Source organism: Halomonas salsilacus, assembly GCF_051216275.1.
Classification (GTDB): Bacteria; Pseudomonadota; Gammaproteobacteria; order Pseudomonadales; family Halomonadaceae; genus Halomonas.
The window spans coordinates 216,870-232,260 of record NZ_JBPKAQ010000002.1; the positions used below are offsets into that span (position 1 = coordinate 216,870).

A 15,391-nucleotide genomic window follows, 5' to 3' on the forward strand; every position below is an offset into this window, starting at 1 on the left:
GCTAGGCCCGCCAACAAAAACGACGGCGCCCGAGGGCGCCGTCGTGTGGTTGCCAGAACGGTTGTCAGAACCGCCGGCAGGGCCGCGGGATCAGAGCAGCAAGCGACGAATATCGCTCAGCAGCTGGGCCAGCAGCGCGGTGAAGCGCGCCGCATCGGCCCCGTTGACCGCCCGGTGGTCGTAGGACAGGCACAGCGGCATCATCAGCCGCGGCTCGAAGGCCTTGCCGTCCCACACCGGCTTCATCGACGCCTTGGAGACGCCGAGGATGGCGACCTCCGGGGCGTTGACGATGGGGGTGAAGGCGGTACCGCCGATGGAGCCCAGACTGGAGATGGTGAAGCAGCCCCCGGTCATCTCCTCGCGCTTGAGCTTCTTGGTCTGCGCCTTCTTGGCCAGTTCCACGGACTCCTTGGCGATGTCGATCAGCGACTTCTTGTCCGCATCGCGGATCACCGGGACCATCAGGCCGTCCGGGCTGTCCACGGCGATGCCGATATGGACGTACTTCTTCCATACCACCGACTCGCCGTCGGGCCTCAAACTGACGTTGAACTGCGGGTACTGGCGCAGGGCATAGGCACACGCCTTGATCATGAAGGGCAGCGGCGTGAGCTTGGCGCCCTGGGCCTCCGCCTCGGCCTTCATGGACTTGCGGAAGATTTCCAGCTCGGTGATATCGGCTTCATCGAACTGCGTGACGTGGGGCAGGTTGACCCAGCTGCGGTGCAGGTTGGTAGCGCCCATCTTCATCAGGCGGCCCATGGGCTTCTCTTCCACCTCGCCAAACTGGCTGAAGTCCTGGTCCGGGATGGGCGGAATGCCGGAGCCCGCGGCCGCCGGGGCGCCGGCCGATGCCTGGGCCTTGCCCTGGTTGGCCATCACCTGCTTGACGTAGGCGTTGACATCCTCCTTGAGCACCCGCTCCTTCGGTCCGCTGGGCTTGACCAGCCCCAGGTCGACGCCCAGCTCTCGGGCCAGCAGGCGCACCGCCGGGCCGGCGTGTACCAGCTTGCCATCGCGGGGCTTGTGGGCCGCCATCTCGGCCTCGGGGCTCGGCCTGCCGCTCGGGGTCGGGGCCGGCTTGTCGGCCTTCGGGGCGTCAGCCTTGGGGGCCTGGGCCTTCGACTGGGAGGGCTTCGCCGCGGACGTCGGCTTGGCCGCGCCGGCGACTTCCATGTAGCCGATCAGATCACCCTCGGAGACGGTATCTCCCTCCTTGACGGTGAGTTCGAGCAGCTTGCCCTTGAAGGGGCTCGGCACGTCCATGGAGGCCTTGTCGGACTCCAGGGTAATCAGCGGATCTTCCTCGTTGATCTCGTCACCGGCGGCCACGCCAATCTCGATGATCGGCACATCGGAGGAACCGGAGAGGTCCGGCACGCGGATTTCGCGACGCTCGGGCTCGCCGGCGCCGGCCTCCTCCGGCTCTTCTTCCGCCGGCTCGGGCGCGGTGGCTTCGGGCTCGGACGCGGCAGGTGCCGGCTCGGCGTCGCCGCCGCCAGTACCCGCGTCGTCGATCTCCATGGTGCCGATCACATCGCCCTCGGAGACGGTATCGCCCTCCTTCACCGTCAGCGAGACCAGCTTGCCCGCGTGGGGGCTCGGCACGTCCATGGAGGCCTTGTCGGACTCCAGGGTAATCAGAGTGTCCTCGGCGGCCACCTCGTCACCCTCTGCCACAGCCACCTCGATGATCTCCACATCGCTGGAGCCACCCAGGTCCGGCACCTTGATCTCCACGGTGCGCTTGCCGCCACCGGCCTTGGCCGCCGGCTTCTCGGTGGCAGGCTTTTCGGTGGCCTTTTCCGGAGCAGGCCCGGACCTGGCCGGCGCCTCGCTCTCGTCGGGCTGCTCGCCGTCGCCGGTCTCGCCACCGCCGGCACCCTCGGCCTCCAGCTCGACGATATCGTCGCCCTCGGAAACGGTATCGCCCTCCTTCACCAGCACCTTGATGACCTTGCCCCCCTTGGGCGAAGGCACATCCATGCTGGCCTTGTCGGACTCCAGGGTGATCAGGGTGTCCTCGGCGGAGATCACGTCACCTTCGGACACCGCGATCTCGATGATTTCGACATCCTCGCTGCCGCCGATGTCGGGAACTTTGATGATTTCGCTACTCAAGGTCGCGCTCCTTCAAACTCGTACCTGGGGCGGGCACCAGGCCCGCCGCTCGCGGATCAGTCGGTCAGCGGATTGGGTTTGGTCGGGTCGATGCCGTACTTCTCGAGGGCCTCGCCTACTACCTTGCGATCCAGTTCGCCACGCTCGGCCAGGGCCTTGAGGGCGGCAACGGTCACGAAGAAGCGATCGACCTCGAAGAAGTGACGCAGCTTCTCGCGGGTATCGGAGCGGCCATAGCCGTCGGTGCCCAGCACGTGGAACTCGGTGGGGACCCAGGCGCGCACCTGGTCGGCAAACAGCCGCATGTAGTCGGTAGAGGCGATGGCCGGCCCCTCGCGGCCCTCGAGGCAGCGGGTCAGGTGGGGCTTGCCCGGCTCCGCCTCGGGGTTGAGGAAGGCCTCCCGGTCCAGGGCCAAGGCCTCGCGACGCAGCTCATTGAAGCTGGTCACGCTCCAGATGTCGGCGCCCACGCCCCAGTCCTCGCTCAGCAGTTCGGCGGCCGCCTCGACCTCGCGCAGGATGGTGCCGGAGCCCATCAGCTGGACGCGGCCCTTCTTGCCCTGGGTCTCGCGCAGCAGGTACATGCCCTTGACGATGTCCTCGGCGGGAATCTCGGCGATCTCGGGCTGCTCGTAGTTCTCATTCATCACGGTCAGGTAGTAGAAGCAGTTCTCCTTGTCGGCGAACATGCGCTTCAGGCCGTCCTGGATGATCACTGCCACCTCGTGGGCGTAGGTGGGGTCGTAGCTGCGGCAGTTGGGGATGGTGGAGGCCTGCAAATGGCTGTGGCCATCCTGGTGCTGCAGACCCTCGCCGTTGAGCGTGGTCCGCCCCGCGGTGCCGCCGACCAGGAAGCCGCGCGCCTGCAGGTCACCGGCCGCCCAGGCCAGGTCACCGATGCGCTGGAAGCCGAACATCGAGTAGTAGACGTAGAACGGCAGCAGCGGCAGATTGTGGTTGCTGTAGGAGGTGGCGGCGGCGATCCACGCGGACATGGCGCCGGCTTCGGAAATGCCCTCCTCGAGGATCTGGCCCTGCTTGTCCTCGCGATAGAACATTATCTGGCCCTTGTCCATGGGCTCGTACTTCTGACCTTCGGAGGTATAGATGCCGAGCTGGCGGAACATCCCCTCCATGCCGAAGGTACGCGCCTCGTCGGGCACGATGGGCACCACCTGCTTGCCGATCTGCTTGTCCTTGACCAGGCCGTTGAGGATGCGCACGAAGGACATGGTGGTGGAGACTTCACGCCCCTTCGAGCCGCCCAGTTGGGAAGCAAAGGTCTTGTCTTCGAGATCCGGGATCTGCAACGCCTCGAAGTCGCTTTGACGCTGGGGCAGATAGCCGCCCAGGCGCTCCCGCTGCAGGTGCATGTACCTGAGCTCGGGAGAGTCATCCGCGGGCTTGTAGAAGGGCACGTCCTTGAGCTGCTCATCGGTGAGCGGAATGCCGAAGCGGTCGCGGAATTTCTTCAGCGCGTCCAGCTCCATGCTCTTGACCTGGTGGGCCTCGTTGGCCGCTTCACCGTCGCCGCTGCCCATGCCGTAGCCCTTGACGGTGTGCGCCAGGATCACGGTGGGACGTCCGTTGGCGTTGTTGGTCGCCTGGTGATAGGCCGCGTAGACCTTGAACGGGTCGTGGCCGCCGCGGTTGAGCTTCCAGATGTCCTCGTCGGACATGTCCTTGACCATCTCGGCGGTCTCGGGGTACTTGCCGAAGAAGTGCTTGCGGGTATAGGCGCCATCGTTGGCCTTGTAGTTCTGATACTCGCCGTCCACCGACTCGTCCATGATTTTCTGCAGCGCACCCTTCTTGTCCTTCTCGAAGAGCGGGTCCCACAGGCGGCCCCAGACCACCTTGAGCACGTTCCAGCCGGCGCCGCGGAACACGCCCTCAAGCTCGTCCATGATGCGGCCATTGCCGCGTACCGGGCCATCGAGACGCTGAAGGTTGCAGTTGATGACGAAGATCAGGTTGTCGAGCTTTTCGCGCCCGGCCAGCGAAATCGCGCCCAGGGATTCCGGCTCGTCGCACTCGCCGTCGCCCATGAAGCACCAGATCTTGCGATCGTGCATGTCCTTCATTTCACGTGAGTGCAGGTACTTCATCACGTGGGCCTGATAGATGGCCTGGATTGGGCCGAGGCCCATGGAGACGGTGGGGAACTGCCAGAAGTCCGGCATCAGCCAGGGGTGCGGATAGGACGAGAGACCGTTGCCATCCACCTCCTGGCGGTAGCTGTCCATCTGCTCCTCGGACAGGCGCCCTTCGAGGTAGGCGCGGGCGTAGATGCCCGGCGCGACGTGGCCCTGGATATAGACCAGGTCGCCCCCGAAATCGCCGTTAGGGGCACGGAAGAAGTGGTTGAAGCCGACGTCATAGAGGGTCGCCGCCGACATGAAGCTGGCGATGTGACCGCCGAGCCCCGGATTGGCGCGGTTGTTGCGGATCACCTGGGCGATGGCGTTGTAGCGGATCAGGGAGCGGATCTTGCGCTCCATGAACAGATCGCCCGGCATCGGCGCCTCGCGGTGCACCGGAATGGTGTTGCGATGCGGAGTGGTCACCGAGAAGGGAGCCTGGGTCCCGTCACGGCGCAGGCGATCCGCCAGGCGGGTCAGCAGGAACCGGGCGCGCTCCTCGCCCTCGCGATCCAGAACCGATTCCAGGGATTCCAACCACTCCGTGGTCTCGACCGGATCGAGATCCTCTCTTGCCTCCAGACTCATATGACGTCTCTCCGAATAACATGGTATTGCGTGTACCCGCGTGTGCGGGCCTCTGGGCGTGCTCTCGTCAGCGAGAGTCACGCCGTTTGACGGCGTGTAGTTTTCTTACATGACAGCGCGAAAGAAGCAGCCGTTGGTGGATGGAAGATACCGCAAAGAGGCGGAACTGCCAATTCAAGCTTTTATGGGAAACATTTCCCATTAATGATTATTGCACCGCAACACAAGGGGTTAGCCGGCGGCCAACAGAAGTAACTCGACCAAGGTCAAGCAGTTGTAAGTAAACTACCGTATGAAGCAAGCGAACGACCAGAACGGGATGGCGTCAGGCCAGTGGCCGATTGAGCACGGCCTCGCCGGCCAGCCGCTGCCGGAAGAAGGCCCAGTCGAAGGCGGGGCCAGGGTCGGATTTTCTCAGCGGCGCCACCCGCGCGTGGCCGGTAATGCGCGCCTCGTCCAACCCAGGGTAGGTCGCCAGGAGGTCGGCGGTCGCTCGCGACAGGGCACCATACTGGGCCAGGCGATAGGGCGAGACCTCATCGCCCTCGAGCTCGATACCGATGGCGAAGTCGTTGAGCGCGGCACGCTGCCGCTCGCCGTCGCGCCAGCGGGAGCGACCGGCGTGCCAGGCACGGCGGTGAAAGGGCACGAACTGCACGCATTCGCCGTCGCGGCGGATCAGCAGGTGGGCGGAGACCCGCAGATGAGCGATCTCGCCGAAGAAGGGGTGGGCATCGGGGTCCAGACGATTGGTGAACAGCCGCTCGATGTGTTCCCCGCCGAACTCGCCGGGCGGCAGGCTGATGGAATGCAGCAGCAGCAGCGAGACCTCGCCATCGGGCCGGTCATCGCAGTTGGGTGATGGCACCCGCCGCGCCCCCGCCAGCCACCCCTGTGTGATCGGCATTGCTCTCCCCTGACGTGATCCGCATGGATTCCCTATAATGAACGCCCCCGATCACCTCGGCCACCCCGCGCCGGCTTCACCCCCAAGAGTGCCCCGCATGGACTACCAGGATGCCCTGCCCTACCACGACAAGCTCAGCGAAGAGATCCGCGACGCCGCCGCTCGCCTGCTGGCCGAGGATCTGGGGCCGGGCGATATCACCGCCCAGCTGATCCCCATGGATGCCACCGCCCGTGCCCGAGTCATCACCCGCGAGGCCTGTGTGCTGTGCGGCGTCGCCTGGGTCGACGAGCTGTTCCGACGCCTCGACGTCACGGTGACCCTGCGCTGGCACGCCGACGACGGCGACCGCCTCGAGGCTGACCAGGTCTTCCTGGAGCTCGAGGGCCCCGCCCGTAGCCTGCTCACCGGGGAGCGCGCGGCGCTGAACATGCTCCAGACCCTCTCGGCCACCGCCACCCGCACCCGCCACTACGTGGACCTGATCCATGACACCGGCGTGCGCCTGCTGGACACCCGCAAGACCCTGCCGGGAATGCGCCTCGCCCAGAAGTACGCGGTGACCTGCGGCGGCGGCCACAACCACCGCATCGGCCTGTGGGACGCCTTCCTGATCAAGGAGAATCATATCGCCGCCTGTGGCGGCATCGAGGCGGCGGTGTTGGCGGCGCGCAGGATCGCCCGGGATGTGCCGGTGGAGGTGGAGGTGGAGACCTTCGGGGAACTGGATCAGGCCCTGGCGGCGGGGGCCGACATCATCATGCTGGACAACTTCGGCCTCGATGACATGCGCGAGGCGGTCAAGCGCACCGCCGGCCAGGCGACCCTGGAGGCCTCGGGCAACGTCGATGAGAGCACCCTGCGCGCCATCGCCGAGACCGGAGTGGACTGCATCTCCAGCGGCGCCCTGACCAAGGACATCAAGGCCATCGACCTCTCCATGCGGATCATCGACTGACGAAACGCGGGCGATGAGGGGATCAGGTCTCCACGGCGGCGAGGCGCTTCGCCAACCGCTTGCGACACAGCCGCTCGCCGCCGCGTTCCACCCACTCCTCGCCCACTTCCTGCCAGCCGCGCCGCACCAGGCGCTCCGCCAGCACCAGGCTGGCCTCGATGTGGGCCCAGTCATGCCCCTGCTCCATCAGCAGCCGCTCGGCATGAATCAGCAGGGTGGAGCCGATTCCCCGCCGCGACAGCGACGGCCAGACGTAGAGCGTCGCGATCCGCCCGCGGGGGATATCCAGCTCGAGGAAGCCGACGCAGCGCCCGTCGCAATCGGCCACCAGGGTGGTGAAGAGCGCATGGCGCGCCGCCCAGGCGGTGGCGTCCCGGGGCAGGGCCGATGCCCAGGCCTCCCGCTCGACGACGCTGTAGTGGGACATGGCCCCCTGCATCACCGCGTGGTGGAAGACCTCGGCCTGATCGGCGGCGTCCCGAGCCCGCGCCTGGCGATAGTAGATTCGTGCGCCTCCGGGTCGCCGGGCCTCGGCGCCGGCCGGCGTCAGCGTCTCGTTCATAAATGTTCCGTGGCTGTGAGCGTTGCTAAAAGACTACACAAGCACAACCGCCGGGCCAATCCCCTCGCCGCCAGGCCCTGCGCCGGGCATAATCCGCCCATGATCGATGCCCCTCCCTCCCTCACCTTCACGCTGTCGCCCATCGGCGTCATCGAAAGCGACTACCCCGACAAGTTCGGCATTCCGCGCCAGCCCGGCCTGGCATCGGCGGCCCGCGCCAGCCTAGTGCTCCTGCCCCCGTTCGACGACGCGCTGGCGGTGCGGGGCCTGGAGGATTTCAGCCACCTGTGGCTGACCTTCGTCTTCCACCTGAGCCCCGACCAGGCCGATTCGCGACGCTGGACACCGCTGGTGCGCCCACCGCGGCTGGGCGGCAACGCCAGGGTCGGCGTGTTCGCCAGCCGCAGCACCCACCGCCCCAACCGCCTGGGACTGTCTCTGGTGGAGCTCGTCGAGGTCGACACCCGCTGCGGCGTCCGCCTGATACTGCGCGGCGCCGATCTGGTCAGCGGCACCCCGGTGCTCGATATCAAGCCCTACCTGCCCTGGGCCGAGTCGCGCCCCGAGGCCCGCGCCGGCTTCGCCCCCCAGGCACCGCCGCGGCTCGCGGTGGCCTTCAGCGCCGCGGCGACGGCCATCCTGGCCGACCGCCCCGACGGCGACTCCCTGGGCGAGCTGATCCAGCAGGTGCTGGCCCAGGATCCGCGCCCCGCCTATCGCCGGGGCGCAGAGGCGCGCACCTATGGCGTACGCCTGCGCGACGTGGACGTGCGTTTCCGGATTCAGGACGACGACGCCGGGGAGGTGCGGGTGCAGGTGGTCGAGATCGTGCCCGCCTGAGCCAGATCGACACGACGAAGGGCCCCACGGGCCCTTCGCACTCTGACTTGTCCTGCTCGGTACGCCAGCTTCAGGCGAATTCCACTCCGATGCGGCGCCCCACCTCCTCGTAGGCCTCGATCACGCCGCCCAGGCCCTGGCGGAAGCGGTCCTTGTCGAGCTTCTCGCGGGTCTTGGCGTCCCACAGCCGGCAGCCGTCCGGTGAAAACTCGTCGCCTAGCACGATCCCGCCCTCGAACAGGCCGAACTCCAGCTTGTAATCCACCAGCAGCAGGCCGCCGTCGGCGAACAGGGACTTGAGCACCTCGTTGACCTTGAAGGTCAGCGCCTTCATCTCGGCCAGCTGCGCAGGCGCGGCCCAGCCAAAGGTCTCAGCCAGCGACTCATTGATCATCGGATCGTGCAGGGCGTCGTTCTTGAGGAACAGCTCGAAGGTCGGCGGGGTGAGCACCTGACCCTCGGTGACGCCCAGGCGCTTGACCAGGCCGCCGGCGGCGATGTTGCGCACCACGCACTCCACCGGGATCATCTCGAGTCGCTTGACCAGGCTCTCGGTCGCGGAGAGACGCGTCTCGAAGTGGGTCGGCACCCCCGCCGCCGCCAGCGTCTCCATGATGAAGGCGTTGAAGCAGTTGTTGACCATGCCCTTGCGGGCCAGCGACTCCATGCGCTCGCCGTCGAAGGCACTGGTGTCGTCGCGGAATTGCAGGATCACGCGGGACGGATCATCGGTGGCGAAGACCGACTTGGCCTTGCCGGCATAGAGTTCTTGACGCTTTTCCATGGAAGCCTCCAGAGGCTGCGAGCCGCGAAAACAGGAAGGTTGAAGGGAGATGATGAGCGTTCGAGGGGTCAGCCGATGGCCTGCCACGTCATGCCCGCCGCCTGGCTGGAGACCCTCAACCGGAAGTCGTCGCCATCGAGCAGCGGCACCAGGGCCTCCCGGGCCAGCTCGGGCCGATTGTTGTGTTCCGACAGGTGCGAGCAGACGATGTGCTGCAGACGATCCAGGCCGAGCCGCGGCAGCAGCGCGGCGGCCTGGGCGTTGGCCAGGTGCCCCCAGTCGCCTCCTACCCGGCGCTTGAGGCGCGGCGGATAGGGTCCCTCGGCGAGCATCCGGACGTCATGGTTGCACTCCAGCACCAGGGCATCGCAGCCGGCGAAGGCCTCGGCCACGTGGTCGGTGGGGTGCCCCAGGTCGGTGAGCACGCCGAGGCTGCGCTCGCTGCCCTGGACGCGAAACTGCACCGGCTCCCGGGCGTCGTGGGGGACGGTCACCGGGTCGATGGTCAATCCCTTGACGACGAAGCGCTGCTGCGGGGTGACCCAGTGCCGGTCGGGCAGCTCGCCGAGCCGGCCCGTGCCCCAGGTGCCCGGGGTCAGATAGACAGCCACGCCGTAGCGGCGAGCCAGAGGACCCACCCCGCGGATGTGGTCACCGTGCTCGTGAGTCACCAGCACCGCATCGAGCTGGCGCGGATGCAGTCCGAAGCGCGCCAGGCGGCGCTCGGTCTCTCCCAGGCCGAAGCCGCAGTCCACCAGCAGGTGGGTCTCGCCGTCGCTGACCAGGGTCGCATTGCCCTTGCTGCCGCTGCCCAGGGAAGCAAACTGCAGCCGCCCGCGGCGCGGTGCCGTGGCCTCCGGCTCCGCCATCAGCGCAGCAGACCCGCTACCCGCTCGAGAAGCTCGCGCTGATCCTCGGGGCTGAAGTCACGCTCGCTGGCATTGACCGCACGCAGCACAGTCTGCCGGGGCCCTTCGGACTCCAGCACCAGCCGGATCTGCTGGTGCATCTGGCGCACGTCGGGGCTGAAGACGATCTGCAGCGGGTTACGGTTGCGTTCACTGACCGTCATGTAGCTGATCAGGAACTCGCGGCCCGCCGGGTCGCTCTCCAGCAGCTCGCGACGCTCCTCCACGGTGAAATCCTGGCTCAGCTGGTGGTCCAGCTCGGCCCAGGTGCGATCGATCTCCAGCGGGATCTCGACGAGCCACTCGTCGCCGCGCTGCTCGATGTTCAGCCGCGACTCGCCGGCGAGGCGCTGCGCCGCGAGGGACGAGGCACTGGCGGTGGCGCTGAGCACCCCGAAGTACTCTTCGAGGGCATCGAGACAGGCGCCTTCCGGGGCCCCGCCCTGGTCGCAGCGCACCTCGCTGTCTCCGGCACGCAGCCCCTGGCGAACGCTGAGCCGCGCCTGGCCGGTCTCGATCACGCCCCGCGAGGAGTCGCTGGCCTGGATACTCAAGCCGCGAGTCCGGGCGAAGTCCTCGAGCTGGGGCCAGACGGCCCCCGGGTCGGCGCCCACCACCAGCCAGGCATCACGACCGATGGCGCGACGCTCGACGAAGTCGCGCTCCATGGCACGCCCCGCCCCCAGCGCCTGGGGGCTGGGGGCCCGGAAGCGGCCGTCGGCGGCACGGAAATCACCGGCCGCCTGGGGCACCGGCATGGCATCGCGATAGCGTTGAGGGTCCCTGCTCTCGGGCAGGGTCAGCGCCGGGGCGGTGCGTGCCTCGGCGTAGTCGACGTTGCGGTCGTGGTAGTAACCCGAGTCGCGGGCACAGCCCGCCAGGGCCACGGCCGCCACCAGAGGAAGCCATTTCAGCGCTGAGTTCATGCATCTACCTTGCATCCAGTTCTCCAGGTTCCGGCGCAGCGCCGATCAGTCCTCGATCACGCCGGCCAGTTGCAGGGCCTCGCTGATCGTGGAGTGGTACTTCTCCGAGAGCCAGGTAAGCGGCAGGCGGATGCCCGGCTCGATCAGCCCCATGCGGTAGAGCGCCCACTTGACCGGGATCGGATTGGATTCGATGCCCAGGTTGGTGTGCAGCGGCATCAGCCGGGTGTTGAGCTGGTGGGCATGGTCGGCGTCGCCGGCCACCGCCGCGGCGCAGAGGTCGTGCATGGCCCTGGGGGCCACGTTGGCGGTCACCGAGATATCACCGTGGCCGCCCATCAACATGAAGTCGCAGGCGGTGCCGTCGTCGCCGGAGTAGAGCATGAAGCCGCTGCCCTTGAGCCGTGCAATGAGATCCTCGGCCCGCTCCAGGTTGCCGGTGGCGTCCTTCAGGCCGATGATGTTGTCCACCTCGGCCAGGCGCAGCACGGTCTCATTGTAGAGATCGCAGGCGGTGCGGCCCGGCACGTTGTAGAGGATCACCGGCAGCTTGCTGCCCTGGGCCACCGCCTTGAAGTGGCGGTAGAGCCCCTCCTGGGTGGGCTTGTTGTAGTAGGGGCAGACCGACAGGCAGTAGTCGGCCCCTACCTCGCCGGCGTAGCGGGCCAGTTCCACCGCCTCGGAGGTGGCGTTGGCCCCGGTGCCGGCGATGACGGGAATGCGGCCGTTGACCTCCTCCACCACGGTGCGGATCACGTCGAAGTGCTCGGCGAACGACATGGTGGTGGGCTCGCCGGTGGTGCCGGCGGCGACGATGCCATCGGTGCCGTTGTCGAGGTGGAAGTTCACCAGGCGACGCAGCGCTTCCCAGTCGATGTCGCCATTGACCTTCATCGGCGTCGCCAGGGCGACGATACTGCCAGTGATCATCCTCATCTATCCTCTCGATTCGACAGCTGCGCCTCTGCCCGGTAGCCACCGGGTCAGGAAGGGGCGGGGCCCATGGCCCGCATCAGGGATCAAATGGTACTCAGCCGGCCAGAGCCTGTACAGCGAGGCGCCTCACTTTGACCGCGCCACGGCGGCTGGAACTTTGACAGGACCGCGGCGCTTGCGTGTAATCAAGCTCCCCCAACCAACGTGCAGGAGACGCCCATGAGCGTGAGTATCGGCCAGCCGGTCCCCGACTTCATCGCTACCGCCACCGGTGATACCACCCTGTCCCTCTCCGAGTTCAAGGGCCGGCAGGTGGTGGTCTACTTCTACCCCAAGGCCAGCACCCCGGGTTGCACCACCGAGGGCGGCGACTTCCGCGACCGCAAGGCGGAGTTCGACGCCGCCAACACCGTAATCCTCGGCGTCTCCCGGGACGGCCTCCGCGCCCAGGAGAACTTCAAGGCCAAGCAGGGCTTCAACTTCGACCTGGTCTCCGACAAGGACGAGACGGTATGCGGGATATTCGACGTCATCAAGCTCAAGAAGCTGTATGGCAAGGAGCATCTGGGCATCGAACGCAGCACCTTCCTGATCGACGCCGAGGGCAGGCTGGCCAGTGAGTGGCGCGGGGTCAAGGTCCCGGGCCACGCCCAAGAGGTACTGGAGGCCGCCCAGGCGCTGCACAACGGCTGAGCCCCGCCGGAGGCCGCCCCGAGGGCGGCCCCCACCGCTCACTCCTCCTCTCACTTCTCTCACTCCTTGGCCATGACCTCGGCCGCCCCCTCGCGCTTGTGACGCTGAATCCCCCGGGGCCAGGCATAGACCAGCGCCTTGAGCAGGGTCGCCAGCGGAATGGCGAAGAAGATCCCCCAGAAGCCCCAGATCCCGCCGAAAAACAGCACCGCCACGATGATCGACACCGGGTGCAGGTTGACCGCTTCGGAGAACAGGATCGGCACCAGCACGTTGCCGTCCAGGGCCTGGATGATACCGTAGGCGATCACCACGTAGGCGAATTCGCTGGTCATGCCGAAGTGGAAGCCCGCTACCGCCGCCACCGGCAGCGTGGCCACCGCCGCGCCGATGTAGGGCACCAGCACCGAGAAGCCTACCAGCACCGCCAGCAGCGCCGAATAGGGCAGCCCGAAGTAGGCAAAGGTGAGAAAGGAGATGGTGCCCACGATGATGATCTCGATGAACTTGCCACGCACGTAGTTGGCGATCTGGACGTCCATCTCCTGCCAGATGCGGGTCATCAGGGCGCGCTTGTGGGGCAGCAGCGAGAGGGTAAAGCCCACCAGCCTGTCGCGATCCTTGAGCAGGAAGAACACCAGGATCGGCACCAGCACCAGGTAGATGATCAGCGCCAGCACGTTGCCCAGCGAGGCCAGCGACAGGGTCAGGGCGCGCTGGCCAAACTGGGTCATCTCGCGCCCGGCCACGGCGACCCAGTTCTGGATCTGGTCGGGGGTAATCAGCTGCGGGTAGCGATCCTGCAGGTCGTCGAGCAGCTGCTGGCCGCTGGCGAACATGCGCGGCGTCTCTTGCACCAGCCCCACCAGCTGGTTCCAGATCAGCGGCATCAGGATGAAGGCCAGCGCCAGCAGCAGGCCGATGAAACCCAGGAAGACCAGGATCACCGCGAGCAGGTGGGGCACGTGCCGGTGCTGCAGCCAGCTCACCGCCCCCTGCAGCAGGAAGGCGATCACCAGGGCGGTGAGGAAGGGCGCCAGCATGCGCCCGAGGAAGATCACTGCGGCGAAGCCGAGCACCAGCAGCACCAACAGGATGACCGCCTCCTCGTCGGAGAAGTAGTGATCGATCCAGCCCTTGAAGACCGTCCGCAGGGTCATGAAGTGCCCTCCCCACCCTTGCGGATCCAGTAGTGGTAGACGTCGCCTCGCGCCTCGCGCTCCAGCATGACATGGTGACTCTGGGCGGTGAAAGTCTCGAAGTCCTGCCAGGAGCCGGCATCGGTGGCCATCACCTCGAGCAGCTGGCCCGGGGCCAGGCGCGCCAGCGCCTGCTTCGCCTTGAGCAACGGCAGCGGGCAGGGAAGGCCACGGGCATCGAGCAGGTCGTCGGGTTGCAGGGCCATGATCTCTCCCGGAACATTGAAGGGGTGGGGTGCGCAAGCCTGCGCCGGATGTCGCCGCGGCATGGAAACCCCAGGGATTTAAAGGCACTTTACCGATTGAATCAATGTCAGACCATGGCCACCCCGGCCCAACACTGGAGATCCTGAGCATGCCGCGCCGTTTTCCCCGACTCGCCCTCGGCGCCCTGTGCCTGGTGCTGGCCCTGCCCGCCACCGCCCAGTGGACCCAGCCCCAGTGGGACAGCGCCGCTGGGCTGCCGAGTCTGGCCAGCGGCGATAGCCAGGCCGCCAGCGGCGAGGAGTTTCGGCTCGGCCGGGCCTGGCTGCGGCAGTTCCGGGCCCGCGCACCCCAATGGCAGGACCCCATCGCCCAGCACTACATGGAGTCGATGGTCACCCGCCTGCTGCCCCACAGCGGGCTAGGCGGCAGCCAGCCGCTGGTGACCCTGGTCGACAGCCGCCAGCTCAATGCCTTCGCCGTGCCGGGGGGCATCATCGGCGTGAATGCCGGCCTGTTCGCCTTCGCCGAGGAGGAGGCGGCTCTGGTCTCGGTGCTGGCCCATGAGCTGGGCCACCTCTCCCAGCGTCACTACGCCCGCGGCCAGGCCCGCGCCGAGCAGACCCAGGTGCCCGCCATGGCCGCCATGCTGGCCGGCATGCTGATCGCCGCCGCCGGCGGGGGAGAGGCCGGCATCGGCGTGGCCATGGGCTCCCAGGCCGCCTTCATTCAGGACCAGTTGGCCTACTCGCGGCGCTTCGAGCAGGAGGCCGACCGCATCGGCCTGCAGGCCATGGCCCAGGCCGGCTACGACCCCGAGGCCATGGTGCGCATGTTCCGCGCCATGCAGCGCATGGCCAGCCTGCAGGGCGGCAATCCGCCGGAGTTCCTGCTCACCCACCCGGTGACCGCAACGCGGATCAGCGACACCCAGGACCGGGCCGGACAGCTCACGGTCCCCTCCCCTCGTGACGACGACCTCCAGTACCACCTGGTGCGCGCCCGTGCCCTGATGACCATCCATGAGCACGACCCCCAGCAGGCCGTCACCCGGCTCAGCCAGGACGACGTGCCCGCGGCCACCCGGCGCTATCTGGACGCCCTGGTTGAGGCCCGCCGGGGCAACCCCAGCGGTGCCCTCGCGACCCTCGACGCCCTGGCCCGTCAGGAGCCCGACCTCGGCCTGCTGCCCGCCTCGGCCGCCCTGGTGGCCTTCGATGCCGGCCGCTATGACGACGCCATCGAGCGCAGCCGCCGCCTGCTGAGGCTGATGCCGGGGCATCTGCCTGCCACCCTGGTGCTGGGTGAGGCGTTGCTGCAGCGCGACCCGGACGAGGCGTGGCGGGTGCTTCGTGAGCTCTCCGAGCGGCGCCATGAGGACCCGCAGGTGTTCACCCTGCTGGCCCAGGCCGCCGGCCGCAGCGGCCGCGAGGCCTGGGGCCACCTGGCCAGGGCCGAGCAGCTGCAGCTGAACGGACGCATCAGTGAGGCTATCCGCCAGCTGGACGTGGCCCGGCAAGTGGCCGAGCGGGAAGGAGACACCACGGCGGCTGCTCGCATCGAGCAGCGCCGTGAGGCGTTCATCGGCTACCGGGAAACGCTGGAGAAGTTCTAAGAAGTT

14 protein-coding genes are annotated in these 15,391 nt (G+C 67.4%); 4 read left to right on the forward strand and 10 right to left on the reverse strand.

The features are described from left to right. Positions 1-90 precede the first annotated feature (90 nt). From aceF to ampD, 3 genes are all read right to left on the reverse strand, one after another. Positions 91-2,124 carry a pyruvate dehydrogenase complex dihydrolipoyllysine-residue acetyltransferase gene (aceF, locus tag ACR80S_RS04415; protein WP_435402648.1) on the reverse strand — a complete coding sequence of 678 codons (2,034 nt, stop codon included), beginning with the start codon at positions 2,122-2,124 and terminating at the stop codon, positions 91-93. A gap of 56 nt (positions 2,125-2,180) precedes the next feature. After that, entirely contained in the window at positions 2,181-4,853 is a 2,673-nt protein-coding gene (aceE, locus tag ACR80S_RS04420; protein WP_435399304.1) for a pyruvate dehydrogenase (acetyl-transferring), homodimeric type, read from the reverse strand. Between the two features lie 325 nt (positions 4,854-5,178). Beyond that, on the reverse strand, positions 5,179-5,760 hold the full coding sequence (gene ampD / locus ACR80S_RS04425) for a 1,6-anhydro-N-acetylmuramyl-L-alanine amidase AmpD (RefSeq protein ID WP_435402649.1): 582 nt from the start codon (positions 5,758-5,760) through the stop codon (positions 5,179-5,181). A gap of 97 nt (positions 5,761-5,857) precedes the next feature. Between ampD and nadC the strand changes: the two genes are divergently transcribed. Beyond that, the gene (gene nadC, locus ACR80S_RS04430) at positions 5,858-6,718 is read left to right on the forward strand and encodes a carboxylating nicotinate-nucleotide diphosphorylase (protein WP_435399306.1); all 861 of its coding nucleotides are present in this window, start codon (positions 5,858-5,860) and stop codon (positions 6,716-6,718) included. Between the two features lie 22 nt (positions 6,719-6,740). Here nadC and ACR80S_RS04435 read toward each other — a convergent pair whose 3' ends face one another. Then, the gene (locus ACR80S_RS04435; RefSeq protein WP_435399307.1) at positions 6,741-7,280 is read right to left on the reverse strand and encodes a GNAT family N-acetyltransferase; all 540 of its coding nucleotides are present in this window, start codon (positions 7,278-7,280) and stop codon (positions 6,741-6,743) included. A 99-nt stretch (positions 7,281-7,379) separates the two neighbouring features. On the opposite strand from ACR80S_RS04435, the gene tsaA reads away from it, so the two are divergent. Continuing rightward, positions 7,380-8,120, forward strand: a complete 741-nt coding sequence (gene tsaA / locus ACR80S_RS04440; RefSeq protein WP_435399308.1) for a tRNA (N6-threonylcarbamoyladenosine(37)-N6)-methyltransferase TrmO — start codon at positions 7,380-7,382, stop codon at positions 8,118-8,120. 70 nt (positions 8,121-8,190) lie between these two features. Here the strand turns inward: tsaA and purC are convergent, their stop codons facing one another. From purC to dapA, 4 genes are all read right to left on the reverse strand, one after another. Next, positions 8,191-8,904, reverse strand: a complete 714-nt coding sequence (purC, locus tag ACR80S_RS04445) for a phosphoribosylaminoimidazolesuccinocarboxamide synthase (RefSeq protein ID WP_435402650.1) — start codon at positions 8,902-8,904, stop codon at positions 8,191-8,193. 68 nt (positions 8,905-8,972) lie between these two features. Next, positions 8,973-9,773, reverse strand: coding sequence for an MBL fold metallo-hydrolase (locus ACR80S_RS04450; protein ID WP_435399310.1), 801 nt, complete (start codon positions 9,771-9,773; stop codon positions 8,973-8,975). After that, positions 9,773-10,738 (reverse strand): lipoprotein, NlpB, encoded by a 966-nt coding sequence (locus tag ACR80S_RS04455; protein WP_435399311.1) that lies wholly within the window; start codon positions 10,736-10,738, stop codon positions 9,773-9,775. The genes ACR80S_RS04450 and ACR80S_RS04455 overlap by 1 nt, the downstream gene beginning before the upstream one ends. A 45-nt stretch (positions 10,739-10,783) precedes the next feature. Continuing rightward, on the reverse strand, positions 10,784-11,668 hold the full coding sequence (gene dapA, locus ACR80S_RS04460) for a 4-hydroxy-tetrahydrodipicolinate synthase (RefSeq protein WP_435399312.1): 885 nt from the start codon (positions 11,666-11,668) through the stop codon (positions 10,784-10,786). A gap of 225 nt (positions 11,669-11,893) precedes the next feature. Here dapA and ACR80S_RS04465 point away from each other — a divergent pair, with 225 nt between their 5' ends. Beyond that, entirely contained in the window at positions 11,894-12,367 is a 474-nt protein-coding gene (locus ACR80S_RS04465) for a peroxiredoxin (protein WP_435399313.1), read from the forward strand. Between the two features lie 59 nt (positions 12,368-12,426). Here the strand turns inward: ACR80S_RS04465 and ACR80S_RS04470 are convergent, their stop codons facing one another. Both ACR80S_RS04470 and ACR80S_RS04475 read right to left on the reverse strand, forming a co-directional pair. Next, a complete protein-coding gene (locus ACR80S_RS04470; RefSeq protein WP_435399314.1) occupies positions 12,427-13,527 on the reverse strand; it encodes an AI-2E family transporter in 1,101 nt (366 codons plus the stop codon). Continuing rightward, entirely contained in the window at positions 13,524-13,772 is a 249-nt protein-coding gene (locus tag ACR80S_RS04475; RefSeq protein WP_435399315.1) for a sulfurtransferase TusA family protein, read from the reverse strand. Before ACR80S_RS04475 ends, ACR80S_RS04470 begins: the two co-directional genes overlap by 4 nt. Before the next feature lie 149 nt (positions 13,773-13,921). Here ACR80S_RS04475 and ACR80S_RS04480 point away from each other — a divergent pair, with 149 nt between their 5' ends. Continuing rightward, complete coding sequence (locus tag ACR80S_RS04480; RefSeq protein WP_435399316.1) at positions 13,922-15,385, forward strand: M48 family metalloprotease; 1,464 nt, start codon at positions 13,922-13,924, stop codon at positions 15,383-15,385. Positions 15,386-15,391: the final 6 nt, after the last annotated feature.

What these genes read in the sequence shown, in the direction of transcription:
- aceE (WP_435399304.1), bottom strand. Translation starts at nt 4,853, where the DNA reads ATGAGTCTGGAGGCAAGAGAGGATCTCGATCCGGTCGAGACCACGGAG.
- ampD (WP_435402649.1), bottom strand. Translation starts at nt 5,760, where the DNA reads ATGCCGATCACACAGGGGTGGCTGGCGGGGGCGCGGCGGGTGCCATCA.
- nadC (WP_435399306.1), top strand. Translation starts at nt 5,858, where the DNA reads ATGGACTACCAGGATGCCCTGCCCTACCACGACAAGCTCAGCGAAGAG.
- ACR80S_RS04435 (WP_435399307.1), bottom strand. Translation starts at nt 7,280, where the DNA reads ATGAACGAGACGCTGACGCCGGCCGGCGCCGAGGCCCGGCGACCCGGA.
- tsaA (WP_435399308.1), top strand. Translation starts at nt 7,380, where the DNA reads ATGATCGATGCCCCTCCCTCCCTCACCTTCACGCTGTCGCCCATCGGC.
- purC (WP_435402650.1), bottom strand. Translation starts at nt 8,904, where the DNA reads ATGGAAAAGCGTCAAGAACTCTATGCCGGCAAGGCCAAGTCGGTCTTC.
- ACR80S_RS04450 (WP_435399310.1), bottom strand. Translation starts at nt 9,773, where the DNA reads ATGGCGGAGCCGGAGGCCACGGCACCGCGCCGCGGGCGGCTGCAGTTT.
- ACR80S_RS04455 (WP_435399311.1), bottom strand. Translation starts at nt 10,738, where the DNA reads ATGAACTCAGCGCTGAAATGGCTTCCTCTGGTGGCGGCCGTGGCCCTG.
- dapA (WP_435399312.1), bottom strand. Translation starts at nt 11,668, where the DNA reads ATGATCACTGGCAGTATCGTCGCCCTGGCGACGCCGATGAAGGTCAAT.
- ACR80S_RS04465 (WP_435399313.1), top strand. Translation starts at nt 11,894, where the DNA reads ATGAGCGTGAGTATCGGCCAGCCGGTCCCCGACTTCATCGCTACCGCC.
- ACR80S_RS04470 (WP_435399314.1), bottom strand. Translation starts at nt 13,527, where the DNA reads ATGACCCTGCGGACGGTCTTCAAGGGCTGGATCGATCACTACTTCTCC.
- ACR80S_RS04475 (WP_435399315.1), bottom strand. Translation starts at nt 13,772, where the DNA reads ATGGCCCTGCAACCCGACGACCTGCTCGATGCCCGTGGCCTTCCCTGC.
- ACR80S_RS04480 (WP_435399316.1), top strand. Translation starts at nt 13,922, where the DNA reads ATGCCGCGCCGTTTTCCCCGACTCGCCCTCGGCGCCCTGTGCCTGGTG.